The sequence below is a fragment of the Halomonas saccharevitans genome, assembly GCF_900116405.1.
Taxonomy (GTDB): domain Bacteria; phylum Pseudomonadota; class Gammaproteobacteria; order Pseudomonadales; family Halomonadaceae; genus Halomonas; species Halomonas saccharevitans.
The window spans coordinates 1-15,047 of the sequence record NZ_FPAQ01000055.1 but is presented as its reverse complement, the minus strand read 5'-3'; the positions used below and the strand labels follow the sequence as shown (position 1 = coordinate 15,047).

General features: G+C 66.1%; 21 protein-coding genes. 2 read left to right on the top strand and 19 right to left on the bottom strand.

From position 1 onward, the window contains the following. The 18 genes from BM388_RS16475 to BM388_RS16395 all read right to left on the bottom strand — a co-directional run. On the bottom strand, positions 1-210 hold a 210-nt coding region (locus BM388_RS16475; RefSeq protein WP_139233976.1), incomplete at its 3' end, for a helix-turn-helix domain-containing protein. 89 nt (positions 211-299) lie between these two features. Then, positions 300-842: a hypothetical protein gene (locus BM388_RS17705; protein WP_139233975.1), complete on the bottom strand. Its 543-nt coding sequence runs from the start codon at positions 840-842 to the stop codon at positions 300-302. A 556-nt stretch (positions 843-1,398) separates the two neighbouring features. Continuing rightward, entirely contained in the window at positions 1,399-1,938 is a 540-nt protein-coding gene (locus BM388_RS16470; RefSeq protein ID WP_175535138.1) for a DUF4376 domain-containing protein, read from the bottom strand. 38 nt (positions 1,939-1,976) lie between these two features. Continuing rightward, positions 1,977-2,969, bottom strand: coding sequence for a phage tail protein (locus tag BM388_RS16465; RefSeq protein WP_089852172.1), 993 nt, complete (start codon positions 2,967-2,969; stop codon positions 1,977-1,979). A gap of 30 nt (positions 2,970-2,999) precedes the next feature. Continuing rightward, on the bottom strand, positions 3,000-3,629 hold the full coding sequence (locus BM388_RS16460; protein WP_089852170.1) for a phage tail protein I: 630 nt from the start codon (positions 3,627-3,629) through the stop codon (positions 3,000-3,002). After that, entirely contained in the window at positions 3,622-4,533 is a 912-nt protein-coding gene (locus BM388_RS16455) for a baseplate J/gp47 family protein (protein ID WP_089852168.1), read from the bottom strand. Before BM388_RS16455 ends, BM388_RS16460 begins: the two co-directional genes overlap by 8 nt. Further along, complete coding sequence (locus BM388_RS16450) at positions 4,530-4,883, bottom strand: GPW/gp25 family protein (protein ID WP_245781580.1); 354 nt, start codon at positions 4,881-4,883, stop codon at positions 4,530-4,532. Before BM388_RS16450 ends, BM388_RS16455 begins: the two co-directional genes overlap by 4 nt. Beyond that, positions 4,880-5,467: a phage baseplate assembly protein V gene (locus BM388_RS16445; protein ID WP_217641096.1), complete on the bottom strand. Its 588-nt coding sequence runs from the start codon at positions 5,465-5,467 to the stop codon at positions 4,880-4,882. Before BM388_RS16445 ends, BM388_RS16450 begins: the two co-directional genes overlap by 4 nt. 74 nt (positions 5,468-5,541) lie before the next feature. Further along, a complete protein-coding gene (locus BM388_RS16440; protein WP_089852166.1) occupies positions 5,542-5,997 on the bottom strand; it encodes a phage virion morphogenesis protein in 456 nt (151 codons plus the stop codon). Next, positions 5,997-6,479: a phage tail protein gene (locus BM388_RS16435; protein WP_089852164.1), complete on the bottom strand. Its 483-nt coding sequence runs from the start codon at positions 6,477-6,479 to the stop codon at positions 5,997-5,999. The genes BM388_RS16440 and BM388_RS16435 overlap by 1 nt, the downstream gene beginning before the upstream one ends. After that, positions 6,476-6,913 carry a 3TM-type holin gene (locus BM388_RS16430; protein ID WP_089852162.1) on the bottom strand — a complete coding sequence of 146 codons (438 nt, stop codon included), beginning with the start codon at positions 6,911-6,913 and terminating at the stop codon, positions 6,476-6,478. The genes BM388_RS16435 and BM388_RS16430 overlap by 4 nt, the downstream gene beginning before the upstream one ends. 21 nt (positions 6,914-6,934) lie before the next feature. Beyond that, the gene (locus tag BM388_RS16425) at positions 6,935-7,282 is read right to left on the bottom strand and encodes a D-Ala-D-Ala carboxypeptidase family metallohydrolase (protein WP_089852161.1); all 348 of its coding nucleotides are present in this window, start codon (positions 7,280-7,282) and stop codon (positions 6,935-6,937) included. Next, positions 7,279-7,590 (bottom strand): hypothetical protein, encoded by a 312-nt coding sequence (locus BM388_RS16420; protein ID WP_089852159.1) that lies wholly within the window; start codon positions 7,588-7,590, stop codon positions 7,279-7,281. Before BM388_RS16420 ends, BM388_RS16425 begins: the two co-directional genes overlap by 4 nt. Positions 7,591-7,598: 8 nt before the next feature. Further along, positions 7,599-7,811, bottom strand: a complete 213-nt coding sequence (locus BM388_RS16415) for a tail protein X (protein WP_089852157.1) — start codon at positions 7,809-7,811, stop codon at positions 7,599-7,601. A gap of 1 nt (position 7,812) precedes the next feature. Then, on the bottom strand, positions 7,813-8,283 hold the full coding sequence (locus tag BM388_RS16410) for a head completion/stabilization protein (protein WP_089852155.1): 471 nt from the start codon (positions 8,281-8,283) through the stop codon (positions 7,813-7,815). Positions 8,284-8,392: 109 nt separating this feature from the next. Continuing rightward, positions 8,393-9,127: a phage terminase small subunit gene (gene gpM, locus BM388_RS16405; RefSeq protein WP_089852153.1), complete on the bottom strand. Its 735-nt coding sequence runs from the start codon at positions 9,125-9,127 to the stop codon at positions 8,393-8,395. A 10-nt stretch (positions 9,128-9,137) separates the two neighbouring features. Beyond that, a complete protein-coding gene (locus BM388_RS16400) occupies positions 9,138-10,157 on the bottom strand; it encodes a phage major capsid protein, P2 family (protein WP_089852152.1) in 1,020 nt (339 codons plus the stop codon). A gap of 14 nt (positions 10,158-10,171) precedes the next feature. Further along, entirely contained in the window at positions 10,172-10,993 is an 822-nt protein-coding gene (locus BM388_RS16395) for a GPO family capsid scaffolding protein (protein WP_089852150.1), read from the bottom strand. 142 nt (positions 10,994-11,135) lie between these two features. Between BM388_RS16395 and BM388_RS16390 the strand changes: the two genes are divergently transcribed. Continuing rightward, on the top strand, positions 11,136-12,911 hold the full coding sequence (locus tag BM388_RS16390; RefSeq protein WP_089852148.1) for a terminase large subunit domain-containing protein: 1,776 nt from the start codon (positions 11,136-11,138) through the stop codon (positions 12,909-12,911). An 80-nt stretch (positions 12,912-12,991) separates the two neighbouring features. Further along, positions 12,992-13,999, top strand: coding sequence for a phage portal protein (locus tag BM388_RS16385; RefSeq protein ID WP_245781579.1), 1,008 nt, complete (start codon positions 12,992-12,994; stop codon positions 13,997-13,999). A 55-nt stretch (positions 14,000-14,054) separates the two neighbouring features. Here BM388_RS16385 and BM388_RS17700 read toward each other — a convergent pair whose 3' ends face one another. Next, entirely contained in the window at positions 14,055-14,627 is a 573-nt protein-coding gene (locus BM388_RS17700; protein ID WP_139233973.1) for a hypothetical protein, read from the bottom strand. Between the last annotated feature and the right edge of the window lie 420 nt (positions 14,628-15,047).

Here is a 15,047-nt window from a genome sequence, read left to right as displayed (position 1 = left end):
CCACTTCCACGCGGTACGGCGCCGGTGATCACTGAGCGTCTGGGCCTGTTCAGGATCATAGCCACCTGAGGTGGCGTTGCGGCGCAGTTCACGACTGATCGTGCTGCCGTGGAGGCCCAGCTCCCTGCCGATCTGGCGCTGGCTGATGCCCAAGTCATAGCGGGCGTGGATCTGGTATCGTTGGATCTGGGTCAGCTGTCGGTATCCCATGCTCTGCTTCACTTTGGTCGGTAAAGCAGGGAGGGTATCGGCGCTGGCCCTCCTACCTCTACCGTGTGGTCCAAAGCGCTGCAGTTATTCTATGAATCCAGGAGTTGAAGGTTTTGCTCTTTAATTTGTGCACTGAAAACCTCGTTGCTGCCCATTCCAGTGAGGTGGAACTCAACAACTTCTTTAGATTCGTTTGCACTTATTGGGTAGTTTTTCTGAAAGTCTTGTGTTTTTGCTATTTTTAGTAATCCTGTTCCTTTTTCTTTGTCGGTTTTGATGTTTGCCTTCGCGAAGACTTTTAGCAAGGCTTTTTCTGAAGACTCACTCAGGCATCCCTCGACTTTTTCTCCCAATACGTAGATGTTTATTTCTTGAAGCAGTGCCGGCCCTAATCCGCAGTTTTTTATCTCCACGCGACCAGTGCTGGATTCGCTGGGCAATTGGAAATCACTCCGAATGATGGGCAGGTGTGATTGCTTGTGAGCCTTGCGACTCGATCCCCATTGGGTTAGGGCGGCCACCAGGATTCCTACAGTGGCGAGCACAGCCACGCTTGAGATCCATTGAGTGACAGTAAGGCCTGGCCAGTAAGTTTGCTGCTGGGCGAATGTGATAACGAGATCGGTGTCCATCGTGTCCTCCTTGGCAATCAGGATACCCTGCCGGAGATTGTGCTGGCTGGCTACCACACCACCGCTTCAACCTCTTCCCGATCCTCGGCGACCAGCGCCGCCGCGATCGCGTCTTTTCGCCACCATGACTGCTTATAGATAATCCTTGATGAATGCTATTAGTGGCGCGGATTGTGGATTGAGGGGTTACAACACCCTGCGGGCACTTGTGTTAAGCTGTGAATCGGGCGCAACGCCCCAGATCAATCCACTGACATACCGTGAGGTATCGATGATGATGCATCAGCGCTTCTTCCCTTCTTGTTGCAAGACCGGCCTCCCGCCGCGGGACGGCCAAGCTTATCGAGCCTACTGGGTTCGCCCCGGAAATGATGGCACCACGCAATCTACCCTGCGGCACTCCCATGCCGGCTGGGAACTTCGTGACTCCAGCGAACATTGGGTGAGCTCCCCGCATATCCCTGAGGTACTGGCGTACCGACCTGAGCCAGTGTGATGCATCGAAAACGCCCGCCAATCGGCGGGCGTTGTGCTTTCTGGAGCGGTCGGCGGTGCCTCACCACACCACCGCTTCGATCTTATCCCGGTCCTCGGCGGCCAGGGCCGCGTCTATCACATCCTTGCGGTCCCAGCTCTGCTGCAGCAGGACCTTGTAGTGGCTCAGGGCCGCGTCGGTGAGTGCGATGACCTGGTCCGGCGTCATCGGGTAGCGGGTGTTCGAGAGGCCGCGAAACTCCTGGACGGGGTCCGTCACGCCGGCGGCCTTGAGGTCGCGGGCCTCGATGGCCAGGCCGAGCAGGTTTTGGCGGTCCTCGGCCAGCATCTGCACCGTATCCTCGCTGCCATCGGGCATGGTGTAGGGCATGCCGGCGGCGAGGGCGTCGGCCAGGGCGGTAGCGATCTCTTGGCGCTTCTGCTCAGCCAGTTCCTCGATGGTCGGCGGCGGGCGGTCTGCGGTGATTGGAACTCCACTCTCGTCTGGTCGAAGCAATTTCCCCTGGCTCTCGGCTGTCAGCAGCTCCCGATGATGGGTCTTGGTGATACTGACGCCGCCGTTGTCGGTTGGCGAGAACGCGAAACGCTGATCGCCTTCCATCCACTTTGCATACATCGTGCGTCCCTCTTCCTCTTTGGTCACTTCCCGAACGCGAGCCAGTAGCTCGCTTTCTCAGCAGAAATGCTGCAGCCGGCCGTCGAAAGGTTGTAGTGAGTGAAGCGGCCCAAGGAGCCTGTGCTGTCGGCGCCGGTTGACACCACGCCAAGGCATTCCGTTGTGAACGCCACGGGCCAGGTAATAGACGTGGTCCCTGAGCTCTGCACATAGCCCCACTGGAAGGTGAGGCCACCCAACCAGGACGGGAGGATGAGGTAGCCGGGCGTGCTCAGGTCATAGGCGATGCCCCAGCGGAGCTTCTTGGGCGTCACCGCCATCTTGTCATCGGTGCCTGCATCGACTTGGGCCTGGGTGGCCACCTTGAGCATGCCCGCGACGGTTTCGGTTGCCTGTTTGACCCAGCTTGTTGCCCAGGCCTTGAGCTTCTTCGCCGTGATGAACTTTCCATCGTCCATGCCGGCATCCACCTCTGTCTGGGTGGCCTTGATCACCATGCCCCGCTCAGTATCGGTGGCCAGCGGATGGGCGCGGCCGGCTTCGTGCTCGGCTCGCTCCTGGTCGACGTACTCCCGGGTCGCCAGCACCACCGTCGGATCCACCTTGAGGGTGACGGCGGCGGTGTCGGAGACCTCGAGCACAAACCTGACGGTCTGGGTGCGGCTCGAGCCTTCCGCCAGCACCGGCTTGTAGGTCTCGGGGTAATTGCCGATGCCGATCAGGTCACCGTCGACGTCATAGATTCCGATTTCGCGGATGGTCCAGCCGCCGACGTCGGGCGGGAGTACCTGCTCGACCACGATCCATGACGGGTTGTCGGGGTCGGTCTGGCTGGCGTTGATTGGGGCACGGCGCACCTCGTTGACTAGGGCCTCGGCGCTGCTGTCCGGCTCGGGCAGGCTGCCGCTGCCATCGCCGACGGCCAGCTCGGTGATCTCTATGGTCTGGCCCAGGGCGACGGCGTTGGCGAGCTTCGCCTGGCCGGTGTCGGTGAGCAGCGTATAGAACTGGGGCATTCGGGTCTCCTCTCTCTCTTCAAGGGCGTATCAGGGCAGCGGGTAGACGGTGGCGGTGTCGGTGCTGTCGGTGGTGGCGCCCACGAAGAAGCGGCCGGTGACCTCGCTTTCCTCGGCGACGAACGGCAGCACGGCGGTGACGTCGCCGTCGTAGGCGGTGGTGGCCACGTAGGCGGTGCCGCGGCTCTCGCCGGCGAGGTCCAGCCCGCTGACGTGGCGGCTGACGGGCTTGGCGTCGTCGATGAGCCGCTCGAGCTCGGTGTACATGGCCTCGGTGATGCCGGTGTCGAGCACGCCGATGCGCAGGGCGAAAGTGCCGGGCGTGCCGGCCGGCTCGGTCTCCCACCACTCGACGACTTCCAGCAGGTAGCCCAGCGGCTCGACCACCCGACGCAGGGCGCTGATCGTGCCCTTGCGCTGGTGGACGTAGAACGCCGAGGCGATGACGTCGCGCTTGGCGGCCTCGCTCCAGCTCGGGTCCCAGCGGTCGACGCTGAAGGCCCAGGCGAGGTAGGGCAGCAGGTGGGCCGGGCAGGTCGCCGGGCGCCAGAGGTCGCGCAGCGGTACCGGCACGCGCTGGATCTCGGCCAGGGCCTCGGCGGCGGCGCGCTCCAGGGGCGAGGCGTTGGGCGGCAGCAGCGGCGTGCGGCTATCAGGCATCGCTGCCTCCGATCGTCACCGTGGTGCCGGTGCAGTGGGCGGCCTGGGTGTCGTCCAGGACGACGTCGGCGAGCGGCGCGGCCAGCTCGACGCGCTGCACGCCCTCGACGTGCAGGGCGGCATGGATGGCCGAGATGCGGATGTCGCGGCCGATACGGCGCTGGGCGGTGACGTAAGCCGTCAGCGCGGCTTGTGCCGCGGCGAGGATCGGCTCCTGCTCGGGGCCAGGGTAGACGTAGAGGGTGGCGTCGACGCTGTAGTCGATGATCTCCGCCGACTGCACGGTGAGGCGGTCGCCCACCGGGCGCACGTCCTCGGCGGAGAGCGCGGCGTCGACGACGTCGATTAGCTCCGCGCTGGCGGTGCCGTCGCCCTCGGTGCTGAGCAGGGTGACCAGGGCCTCGGCCGGCGCCGGGCTGGTGGCCGTGGCGTCGGCGACCCGGCCGTCGGCGCTCAGGGCGTGGAACTCGTAGGCGGCGCGCGGGCCGGCGACGCTCAGCCCCTCGAACGCCCGCTGGGCGCGCAGGCGCAGGTCGGTGTTGCTCTCATAGGTGGGCGGTACCGGCGGGGTGGCGTCGGGGTCGCCCGGGTCGATCGTCAGCCGCTCGACCTCGAAGTTGGCGACGAGGTTGTCGAGATCCTCGTCATCGGCGTGGGCGATCATCACCGCCCGGGCGGCCTCGTTGACCCGCTGTCGCCAGACCAGCTCACGGTAGGCGTTCTCTTCCAGCAGGATGGTCAGCGGCTCGCTCTCCAGCTCGAGGGTGGCCTCGACTTCGGCACGCCGGCTCTCGCCGACCAGGGTGAGCAGCGCGGCCTTGCGCTCGGCGAGCACGGTCTCGAAGTCGAGTGACTCGACGACGTCGGGGGCGGGGAGCTGGGAGAGGTCGATGGTACCGGTCATGCGATCGGGGCCTCCACGCTGATGGCCTGGCCGTCAGTGGTCTGGCCCTGGATCTCGAGCGTGGCCCGGCCGGGCTGGGTGGTGTTGACGCTGCGATGCACGGCGGTGACGCGGAGACGCGGCTCCCAACGCAGCAGCGCCATTACGGTGGCGGCGTAGGCCTGGAGCAGCAGGGCGTCGGAGAGCGGCCGGTCGATCAGCTCGGGCAGCAGGCTGCCGTACTCGCGGCGCATGACGCGGGTCCCGATCGGGGTGGTGAGGATGTCGCGCACGCTCTGCCGGATATGCTCGAGGCGCTCCAGGGAGCGGCCGTTCTCTGCATTCATTCCCGTGGCGTTCATGCCGGTCATTGCACGGGGCCTCCGCTCTGGCCGCTGCCGGGCACGACGCCGGTGTGCGGGTGGTCGTGGCCGACGTTCACGTCGTTGTGGGTCAGCGTTCCGCCGTCCTGGGCGTAGCTGCCGGCGCGGGCCATGTCGCCCTGGTGGTCGATGTCGCCGGTCCAGGCGGTGCCGCCCGGCGCCTCGATTTCGATACGCCCGGGCAGCTTGATGCGCAGCACGCTGGCTTGGTGGTCGTACTCGAATAGGCCGCCGTCCGGGAACAGGCGGCGGCAGAGCGTGGGAAGGTCGGCCGGTGCAGGGTAGGCGTCGGAGAACAGCCCGACGAGCACCACGGCGCCGGCGGGATCTCCGCCGGGGGAGAACATCACCACCTGCTCGCCGACGGTGGGCGGGTTCCAGTCGCGGGTGGTGCCGGCGCGGCACTCGATCCACGGCCGCCAGGCGGTCAGCAGCTCGCCGGACTTCACGCGAACGCGCGGTGGACGCTCGCCCACGACCCCGTGATCCACCTCGGCGATGGTGCCGAGGCGAATCAGGTTATGGATCAGGCGCAGCAGCTCGGCGGCGCTTTGCAGGGGGTGTTGGCTCATGCCGCGATGGTTGCGCGGCGAGGCCCGGGGCTCTAGCGGTGGCGATTGTGCGAGGGCGAGGGCACAAAAACGGCTCAGCCGGCGGTGAGGTGGCGCAGCACCGAGTCCTGGATCAGCTGGTGATCGGCGTCACTGAGGCCGAGCAGGCGCCGCTCGGGATAGCTGACCCGCGGGCCGTCGCGATCGACGCGGGCGCGCAGGCCCTCCTGGTGCACCCGGGCGATATGGGCGACGCGGCCGACGAAGCCGACCTCGGCGCCCTCGGCGGTGCCGCGGGCCTTGAGGTACTTGGCGGTGCGGATCTTGGTGAACATGGTGCGCCGGCGGATGGCGCCCTGCTGGGCGCGGTGCTGCGGCTTGCGCGGCGCGTAGGGCGTGCCGTCGGGGTTCTGCTGGGCCTTGATGCGCTCGCGCTGGGCTCGGCGCAGGTCCTGGGCGACCTTGCGGGCGAGGGTGCGGCGGGCCTTGCGGTCGAGCTGGGCCAGCATGGGCGTGACCCAGTCCTCGAGGGCCTGGAGGTCGTCGGCCATCAGGGCGACTCCCACTCGCTTTCGAGTGCGTGCTCGTCCTCTCCCGGCCCCTTGGCATAGAGCTTCCAGCTGGTGGCCGGGCAGGCCTCGATCGGGTATCCGGGCAGGCGGTGCTCGCTGGTGATGGTGCCGGTGTCGCAGTCTACCAGCGCGACCACGCGCTCGGTCAGGCGCACGGTCATGGCCAGGTCCCAGGCCTGATTCGACAGGATCTCGGCCTCGAGGCGCACGGCCTCCTCGGGGTCGAGGTCCGGCTCGTAGTGGGACAGCCACTGCAGCAGCGGGATCATCAGGGTGTCGAGGCTGCCGCCGTAGTCGGTGACCACCAGCTGGGCGTCCATGCGGTACTCGTGGCTAAGATGCTGGCCCCGGTGGAAGCGGATGCCCCCATCCTGGACGAAGGTGAGCAGCCGCTCGGGGCCGCGCTTCAGCTCGGGGACGGCGTCCAGCAGGTGGGCCCGCAGGGATTGGAGCTTGTTCATTGGCCGGCCACCTCATCCATCAGCCGGCCGCGGCGGCCTCGCAGGGTGACGGCGATCTTCTCGCCGGAACGCCCGGCGATGTAGCCGCCCACGCCCAGGGTCATCAGGTTCCAGAGCTGCTCGGGCAGCTCCAGCTGAAGGCCGACGCCGAACATGGCGCCGAGGTATGGCGCGAGGAGATAGTTGTTGGCGACGATGGCCACGATCACCGTCATCAGCAGCGGGCGCCAGTTGCGCTGCAGCCAGCTCTCGCCGGTGGCCTCGGCCAGGATGACCTTCATGCGCGCCTGGAGGGCGGCGTCCTGCTGGTTGATCAGTCGTCTGCGCAGTTCGGCTTTGAGCCGGTTGGCCTGGTCCTTGTCGGTGACGGCCTGGTCGATGACCTCCATCACCGGGCCGGCGACGGTGCCGAGGATGTTAGCGATCAGGTTCATGCAGAGATCTCCCGTGGTGGTCTACCAGCGTGCCGGCCCGTCGGTGCGGGTATCGACGTGGGTGAAGGTGGCATAGCGTCCGATGCCGTAGCGGCCGGGATAGCGAGCGGTGAGATAGTCCTGCACCCGGGCAGGCGCGATGCCCTTCACTTGGATGTCGGCCGCGCGGCCCAGGATGTGCTGGCTGTGCTCTGCGCCGCCGATCCGCGTGTTGTAGGCGGGGCAGCGGCAGCCGCTGGTGACGATGACTGGGGCGCCGAAATGCTCGCGCACGTCCTCGAGCACGGCGAGGCTCTCGGTGTCGATGGTGTCGAAGCCGCAGCCGCACGAGCAGGCGAACTCGGCACGTTGGAAGTGGGGGGAGATCATGAGTCGCTCTCCAGTTCGGTGACGCGGGCCTCGAGGCTCGCGATGTCGGATTTGATGTCGCCCAGCTCGCGAGCGGCGTCACCCTTGCGGTAGTAGAGGTCGCTCCAGTTGCGCAGCTCGCGGCGCAGGCTGGCGAGCTGCTCGCTCTGGTAGGTCAGCCGCTCGCGCAGCACGGCGGTGTTCTCGCCCAGGGTGACGAGCTTGAGACCGGCCCAGCCGAGCAGGGCGACCAGCAGCAGCTGGATGCCGGTTTGCAGGTGCCGCTCGAAGATCGATCGGCTGTTCGAGACGGTGTCGGATTGGGCCATGGGGTCCTCTAGGTCCAGAGCTGGATGGTGTCGGCGACGGCCGGCTGGGCGGCGTGTTCGTCGGGCAGGGTGACGAGGGTGCCGTGGGGCAGCACCGGGCCGAGGTCGGCCAGGCCTGGGTTAAGCGCCAGAGCCTGCTCGGTGACGCCGGCGGTGCGGCCGAGCACCCGCTGGCAGAGTGCGTCGAGGGTCTCGCCCTGGTGGGCGCGCACGTCGGGCATCTCAGATCAGCTCCACGGTGGTGTGGTCGCGGCCCTCGATCTCGGCCACCGCCCAGCGGGCGTCGCGGCGCAGGTCGTCGGCAGCTTCGTCCTTGGCCTCGCCGCGCTCGTCGCTCTCATTGGTGGCGGAGACGTCGCGGTAGCGCTCGAGCAGGCTGGCGTGGGCGGTGGCGTAGACGGCGCGGCGGTAGAGCAGGGCGTAGTGGTTGGGCAGCGCCCAGATCGGGGCGATGACGTCGCCCAGCGTTGCGGCGCCGCCGTCCTGGCGCTTTGCCTGCCAGTCGGCGAGCTGGCGATTGACGTCAGCCATGGCCACCTGCAGCGCCTGGACCAGCCGCGGCGCGGTGACGGTGCCGTCCAGCCGGGTGGCCTCACGGAAGTCCGCCGGGGTGATGGCCGGCCAGAAGCCGTTGTTCTCCAACGTCTCGGGGTCGGCGAGGGCGGTGCCGGTACCGGCGGCGATCAGGGACATGGCGGCGGCTCTCGCTCAGGTCGGAATAGGAAGGGGGTGGACCGGGTGTCGAGCCGGGCGTGGCCCGCTCTCGCCCGGTGCCCCCTTGGCGTCGGCGTGCGACTCGGTGTCAGGCTTGGGCGCTGCTGTTCTGAGCAGTCCCCTGGCCGGCGTTCTTGAGCTCGCGTTCGAGCTTCTCGATGTCCTTCTTCACCCCGACGCGGTCGTTCAGCGCCAGGGCGCGGCGCAGGTGCTCGAGGGCCTCCGCGGCGTGGCCGCCGCGGGCGCGCTGGGCGTAGCCGAGGGCCTTGTGCAGCTTCGCGCGCACCGGGTCGTGCATGTCGGCGTCGTGGGTCAGTGCCTCGGCGCGGCTCAGGTGCATGGCCAGTTCGGCGGCGGCATTGGCGACGGCGGCGCGTCCTTCGTCAGTATCGGCGTGCGGTGCCTCCAGTTGCCGGATGGCCTCCTCGGCGAGCTGCTCGGCGACGATTGCCGGGGTGTCGCGCTCGAAGCGGTCGGGGGCGTCCAGGCCATGGCGCAGGGCGTACTCGGCGATCGCTAGCGCGCCGGCGAGATCGCCGACGTCGAGCCGCCAGATCATGACGGTCATCACCACGTCGTCCTGGGCGCCGGTACCGGCCTCGAGCACGCCGGCGACGTAGGCGTCGAACTCCGGCAGCAGCTCGCGCTTCTTGGCGACCTTCTGCTCGGTGGACTTGATGCCCTTGAGGGTGCGCCGGGCCTCCCACAGCGCGGCGGCGTGCAGCTCGTACTGCTCGCCGGTCTGGGGGCGGCCGGGATCGGCGGTCCCCGCCGCCTGGGCGGCGGAGACGCGCTGGTAGTGTTTGCGGGCGGGACTCTGCATCTGGCTCTCCTTATACGCTCCAGTCGCCGAAGATGATGTTTTCCACCAGGCAACCGGCGCCGAAGTCCTCGACCACGTAGGCGTCGTTGGAGGACTCGTAGTTTTCCACGCGCTTACGCTTGGGCTCGTCCTTGAGGTAGCGGCGGCGGCTGCCGCGCTGCCAGTAGATGGAGAGGTTCTCCGGCGGGGTGATCAGCAGGCTGCCGGCGGGCATGAAGGGCACCCGGACCGCCTGCTGGCCGCCCATGCGCTTCTGGCTGATCAGCATGTCCAGCGCGCGGGCCTCGGTGGGCGTGCCGGCGTGTTCCTGGAGCAGCGGGAAGTACTTGTCGGCGAGCAGCTCGCGGCCGGTGATCGCGCGCAGGTCGGTGGACTCGCGATGCCAGGGGTCGATCATCTCGTTGACCACGTCGTAGACCAGGGCGTCGAGGTTGGCGTAGTCGCCGCCGGGGCCGACGCGGACCTCGCCGGCGGTGGCGCCACCGGTCATGACGCGGGCGGCGGCGTTGTCGCGGTACTGCTGCAGCCAGCCGATGTTGACGTCCTGGAGCAGCGGGTTGGCGCCGCGGTCGGTGGCCACGGCGGCACTGGTGCCGTTGAAGCCGATCATGATCCGGTCCAGTGCCTGCTGGCGGATGATCATGTTGCGCACCCGGGCCTGGAAGTCACGGAACTTGGCCCAGGCGTCGAGCTTGCTCCAGGGCAGGTAGGTGTCGAACTCGGTGGAGCGGCACTCGTAGCCGTTGGCGTCCAGGGTGCTCAGGTCGCGCGGGGTGCGGTCGTTGGCCGTGGTGTCGGTGCGCCCGGCGATCGGGCCGGACAGGCCGAGGCCGAGCTTCTCGCCCTTGAGCTCGTCGACGCCGATGATGTTGATGCTGGCCAGAAAGGCGCTGGTCTCCTGCATCTTGGTCTCCAGCGTCTGTTGGACGCTGGGATCGACGGCGAAGGACTCGCCGGCGCTGGGCACACCCGACAGCTGGGCGACGCGCTCGGCGAAGTTGTTGAAGGCAAGGCGGGTATCGTTGCGCATGGGATCGGGTGTCCTCAGCAGTCGGTGAGTTCAGCGCCGGCGTGTTCGCCCAGGGCGGGCGGACGTTCCGGGGTGTCGGGGGTGTGGTCGAGCTTGGTGTAGAGCTCGTCGAGGCGTTGCTTGGTGGCCTCGTGGGCGGACTTCAGCTCGTTGAAGGCGGAGGCGTCAGGGCGGCCTTTGATGTCGTCAGCCAGCGCTTGGTGCTTCTGCACGAACAGCTCGAGGGTCTGCTCGAGGTCGGCACGGAAGGCGACGAAACCCTGGTCGGTCTTGGCGTCGTGGCGCTTGAACAGGGCCTTCACGGTGTCGAGCAGGCCGGCGCCCTTCTCGGGTTCCGGCGTCGGCGCGGTGAAGTCCAGCGGGGTCTCCACTGCGGCGGTGAAGACATTGTGCGGGGTCTGCTTGCGGGCGGCGAGCGGCGAGGCGTCGCCCTGCTGGGCACTGAACTGCAGCATGTCGGTGCCGAGGCTGGCCGGGGTGTCGGTTACCGCCAGGCCGACCAGATAGGCTTCGCCGGTGTCGGAGAACTCCGGGTCCACCTCGATCGAGGTGTATACCTTCTGGCGCTGCTCGTTGATCTGCTTGAGCTTATCGGTGGGATCGAGCTCCACGAACAGACCGAGCTTGTCGTCCTCGACCTCGCGAGATTCCACGGCGGTGACGTCGCCCAGGGCAGGGAAGGGGCCATCGGCGAACAGGCCGCGCATGTGCTCCATCCACACGCGGGCGCCGTACTTGGCGGGGTCGTAGTTCTTGGCCATCTGCTCGATCCACTGGCGTGTGATCGTGCGGCCATCGGTGGTGGCGCCTTCGGTGGCGACGCGGAACTTGGGCATGGTGGCCTCGTTGGGTTGCGGTCGGGCGATGGCGTCAGGTTCCGCGCCCCGCGTGATTGCCTCAATCACCGGCGGTTGTGCCGCGCGTCTCCCACAAATGGCCGCGCCTTCGCACCCTCGGGCGCGCGGGTAGGCTGGCCGCATGACGACATCAGTCCCCGACACCCTCGAATCCCCACGCCTGACGGCCCGCCATCTCTACTGGCAGGGCTGGCGGGTCGCGCGTATCGCCGAGTTCCTCGACATCAAGGCGCCGACCCTTCACAGCTGGAAAGAGCGCGACGGCTGGGAGGAGGCCACGCCCACCGAGCGCGTGGAGGGGGCGCTCGAGGCGCGCTTGGTGCAGCTGATCGGCAAGGAGGCCAAGGAAGGGCGGGACTTAAAGGAGATTGACCTGCTGGGCCGGCAGATCGAGCGGCTGGCTCGGGTGCACCGCTACCAGGAGACGGGCAAGGAGGGCGACCTCAACCCGAACATCGAGCGGCGCAACGCAGGCGAGAAGAAGAAGCCCCGCCGCAACCATCTCGACGAGGCACAGATCGAGCAGCTCAAGGCGGCGTTCCTGGAGACCTCCTTCCGGTACCAGCTGGACTGGTACGAGGCCGGGCAGAAGCACCGCATCCGCAACATCCTCAAGTCGCGCCAGATCGGCGCCACCTTCTTCTTCGCCCGCGAGGCGATCGTCGACGCCTTCGAGCACGGCCGGAACAAGATCTTTCTCTCGGCGAGCAAGGCGCAGGCCCACATCTTCCGCAACTACATCGTCCAATTCGTGAAGGAGATCTGCGACGTCGATCTCAAGGGCGATCCGATCGTGCTCGACAACGGCGCCGAGCTGCACTTCCTGGGCACTAACGCGAAGACGGCCCAGGGCTACCACGGCGACGTCTACCTGGACGAGTACTTCTGGATTCACCGCTTCCAGGAGTTCCGCAAGGTCACGTCAGGTATGGCGATGCACAAGAAGTGGCGCCAGACGTATTTCTCGACGCCCTCGAGCCTGGGCCACGAGGCCTATCCGTTCTGGAGCGGCGAGCTGTTCAACAAGCGGCGCAAGAAGGCCGACCGGCAGGAGTTCGACGTCAGCCACGCGGCGCTGGCCGGCGGGGCAATGTGCCCCGACGGCCACTGGCGGCAGATCGTCACGGTGGAGGACGCGATCGCCGGCGGCTGCGACCTGTTCGACCTCGAGCAGCTCAAGCTGGAATACAGCCCCGACGAGTACGCGAACCTGCTGATGTGCCAGTTCGTCGACGACAGCCAGTCGGCGTTCCCTCTGACCCTGGTGCACCCGTGCATGGTCGACGCCTGGGAGGTGTGGGACGACTACCGACCCTACGCGCCGCGCCCGGTGGGCGACCGCGGGGTGTGGATCGGCTACGACCCGACCGGCACCGGCGAGGACGGCGACGGCGCGGGTCTGGTGGTGGTGCTGCCGGCGCGCACCGTTGACGAGAAGCACCGCATCCTGGAGCGCCATCGCCTCAAGGGCGAGGACTACGCGGCCCAGGCCGACTTCATCAAGTCGTTCCAGGCCCAGTACCGCATCGAGCACATCGGCATCGACGTCAGCGGCTTGGGCGAGGCGGTGGCCGAGCACGTCGAGAAGTGGTTCCCGACCCTGACCCGCTTCCGCTATGACCCGGCGGTGAAGGGCCGGCTGGTCATGCAGGCCCAGCAGATCATGCGCAAGAGCCGGCTCGAGTTCGATGCCGGCTGGAGCGACATGGCGCAGTCGTTCATGGCCATCAAGCGCGAGCTCACCGCCTCCGGCCGCCAGTACACCTACACCAGCGGGCGTAGCCAGGCCACTGGCCACGCCGACTTGGCCTGGGCCGCCATGCACGCCCTCAGCCACGAACCGATCGACGGCCCCGCCGAGGGGGCCGGCCAGTCCCTCATGGAGATGTACGAATGACCGCCACCGAGAAACCCCGCGTCCGCGTTCCGGCTTACTCGTCAAGCGATGGCGGCAGTCCGTCAATCGAATCGACCGCTTTGTCCACGGCGCCACAGGCCCAGGCGTTCAGCTTCGGCGACCCGGAGCCGGTCACCAGTATGCGCGACGCCTTCTACGAGGGGATCTACCTGTCGGGGGACGAGTGGTACGAGCCGCCGGTGCCGCTGGAGATCCTGGCGAAGTCCTACCGGGCCACGGCGCACCATGGCTCGGCGCTCCAGGTGAAGCGCAACATCCTGCTGCGCACCTTCAAGCCGCACCCGCTGCTGGGCCGCCGGGCGTTCTCGGCGCTGGCCCTGGATTACCTGGTCTTCGGCAACGGCTATCTCGAGGAGGTGCGCGGCCGGCTGGGCAAGCGGCTGCCGTTCCGCCATCTGGGCGCCAAGTACATGCGCCGCGGGCTCAATGATCGCTACTGGTGGGCGCCCAACTACCTGGAGCGCACCGAGCTGCCGCGGGGCAGGGTGGTGCACCTGCTCGAGCCGGACATCGACCAGGGCATCTACGGCGTGCCGGACTATATCGGCAGCCTGCAGTCGGCCTGGCTCAACGAGAGCGCCACGCTGTTCCGTCGGCGCTACTACCTCAACGGCAGCCACGCCGGCTTCATCATGTACGTTAACGACCCGGCCCACGACCAGAAGGACATCGACGCCATGCGCCAGGCGCTCAAGGATTCGAAGGGCCCGGGCAACTTCCGCAACCTGTTCCTCTACTCGCCCAACGGCAAGAAGGACGGCGTGCAGGTGATCCCGGTGAGCGAGGTGGCGGCCAAGGACGACTTCTGGAACATCAAGAACATCACCCGGGACGATCAGCTCGCTGGCCACCGCATCCCGCCCCAAATGATGGGTATCATCCCCCAGAACACCGGTGGCTTCGGCGACGTCGAGAAGGCCGCCCGCGTGTTCGTGGCGAACGAGCTTGAGCCCCTCCAGGCCACCATGCGGGAGATCAACGAGTGGGCCGGCGAGGAGATCGTGCAGTTCGATCCCTACTCGCTGAGCGGCGGAGAGGGCACCGGCCTCGATCCGACCCGGCGATAGTCCGCTCACTCACCAGCCACAACCGACACCAGCAGCAGGCCGCCCACTCGGGCGGCTATTTTTCTGCTGCTGCAATTTTTTGTATTTCAGCGGGAGAAATACGCAGCTCTTTTATGGCATCGTTGTCAAGATTGTTAACAGCCAGGTATACGGCCTCTGCAACACCTACTAGCTCATCACTTTCTCGTCTATGCCTTTCTCTTAAGCTGTGGTCGCTCCTAGCTCTTTCAGTCATTGTGGTAACTGTTTGAGTTCCTCTAGGGCCTTCGGGCAATGTCTTGTTAGGGACTTCTTCGGCGAATTCCTTGGCAGCTTCTAATAGCTTGTCCATTTGCTGGTTGAGTTTTTTGTTGTGGAATTTGAAATATCCTGGGGTTTCTGACCAGTAGTTTAGATCGTAGACATTCTCGACGATTTTCTTTGGGACGCCGTCATAGAAGTTAGCTTCTCTGAGATGAGTCATGTCGTTGTTAGCGACCATCGACTTTACGAAAAAGTATGTTTTTTTGTCAGCTTCGGATTTTTCTTTTTTTATGTTCAGGAGATATCCAATTACTCCTGAGCCTATTAATGCACCAACTGTTGAGCCTAATAATCCTATTAATGCTGTCTGGATCTCAATTGGCATGTGGTGCCATCCTTTTTTTGACCGGCATTTCTGAGCTCTCTGAGTCGTCCAGTTGGGCGACTTTTCTTTTGGGTTGTCAGATTAGATCCCTTGGATGGAGCTTACCTAAGCCCGCCTCATTCATCAGGGCACAGAACGAGCGTGTTGAGTCCATCGATTGCCGGTACCGACCTGCTTCAACCTCATGCGGTCGCTTGGTAGACGGTTGGCATATACCCGATTCGGCTTTTGGCCGATCTTTTCATAACGATCAGGAATTGATGTCTGGCGCCGGCGCAGCCGTGGCCGTCGACCTCCGTTGTGGCCGCCTTACTTGGCGAGTCAATCTTGGTGACGCTGGGTGTCAGGCCAAGGCCGTCAGCCGAGGCAGCCCCTTCAGCAAGGTGGGCCACCATTTGTCGGCGGCATCGCCGAGGTGCA

Excerpts from the sequence above, each read along its gene's own strand:
- BM388_RS16390 (WP_089852148.1), top strand. The coding sequence starts at position 11,136 with ATGACGACATCAGTCCCCGACACCCTCGAATCCCCACGCCTGACGGCC.
- BM388_RS17705 (WP_139233975.1), bottom strand. The coding sequence starts at position 842 with ATGGACACCGATCTCGTTATCACATTCGCCCAGCAGCAAACTTACTGG.
- BM388_RS16435 (WP_089852164.1), bottom strand. The coding sequence starts at position 6,479 with ATGAACAAGCTCCAATCCCTGCGGGCCCACCTGCTGGACGCCGTCCCC.
- BM388_RS16460 (WP_089852170.1), bottom strand. The coding sequence starts at position 3,629 with ATGCCTGATAGCCGCACGCCGCTGCTGCCGCCCAACGCCTCGCCCCTG.
- BM388_RS17700 (WP_139233973.1), bottom strand. The coding sequence starts at position 14,627 with ATGCCAATTGAGATCCAGACAGCATTAATAGGATTATTAGGCTCAACA.
- BM388_RS16430 (WP_089852162.1), bottom strand. The coding sequence starts at position 6,913 with ATGAACCTGATCGCTAACATCCTCGGCACCGTCGCCGGCCCGGTGATG.
- BM388_RS16445 (WP_217641096.1), bottom strand. The coding sequence starts at position 5,467 with ATGAGCCAACACCCCCTGCAAAGCGCCGCCGAGCTGCTGCGCCTGATC.
- BM388_RS16425 (WP_089852161.1), bottom strand. The coding sequence starts at position 7,282 with ATGATCTCCCCCCACTTCCAACGTGCCGAGTTCGCCTGCTCGTGCGGC.
- BM388_RS16400 (WP_089852152.1), bottom strand. The coding sequence starts at position 10,157 with ATGCGCAACGATACCCGCCTTGCCTTCAACAACTTCGCCGAGCGCGTC.
- BM388_RS16470 (WP_175535138.1), bottom strand. The coding sequence starts at position 1,938 with ATGGAAGGCGATCAGCGTTTCGCGTTCTCGCCAACCGACAACGGCGGC.
- BM388_RS16415 (WP_089852157.1), bottom strand. The coding sequence starts at position 7,811 with ATGCCCGACGTGCGCGCCCACCAGGGCGAGACCCTCGACGCACTCTGC.
- gpM (WP_089852153.1), bottom strand. The coding sequence starts at position 9,127 with ATGCAGAGTCCCGCCCGCAAACACTACCAGCGCGTCTCCGCCGCCCAG.
- BM388_RS16455 (WP_089852168.1), bottom strand. The coding sequence starts at position 4,533 with ATGACCGGTACCATCGACCTCTCCCAGCTCCCCGCCCCCGACGTCGTC.
- BM388_RS16410 (WP_089852155.1), bottom strand. The coding sequence starts at position 8,283 with ATGTCCCTGATCGCCGCCGGTACCGGCACCGCCCTCGCCGACCCCGAG.
- BM388_RS16420 (WP_089852159.1), bottom strand. The coding sequence starts at position 7,590 with ATGGCCCAATCCGACACCGTCTCGAACAGCCGATCGATCTTCGAGCGG.
- BM388_RS16395 (WP_089852150.1), bottom strand. The coding sequence starts at position 10,993 with ATGCCCAAGTTCCGCGTCGCCACCGAAGGCGCCACCACCGATGGCCGC.
- BM388_RS16465 (WP_089852172.1), bottom strand. The coding sequence starts at position 2,969 with ATGCCCCAGTTCTATACGCTGCTCACCGACACCGGCCAGGCGAAGCTC.
- BM388_RS16440 (WP_089852166.1), bottom strand. The coding sequence starts at position 5,997 with ATGGCCGACGACCTCCAGGCCCTCGAGGACTGGGTCACGCCCATGCTG.
- BM388_RS16450 (WP_245781580.1), bottom strand. The coding sequence starts at position 4,883 with ATGACCGGCATGAACGCCACGGGAATGAATGCAGAGAACGGCCGCTCC.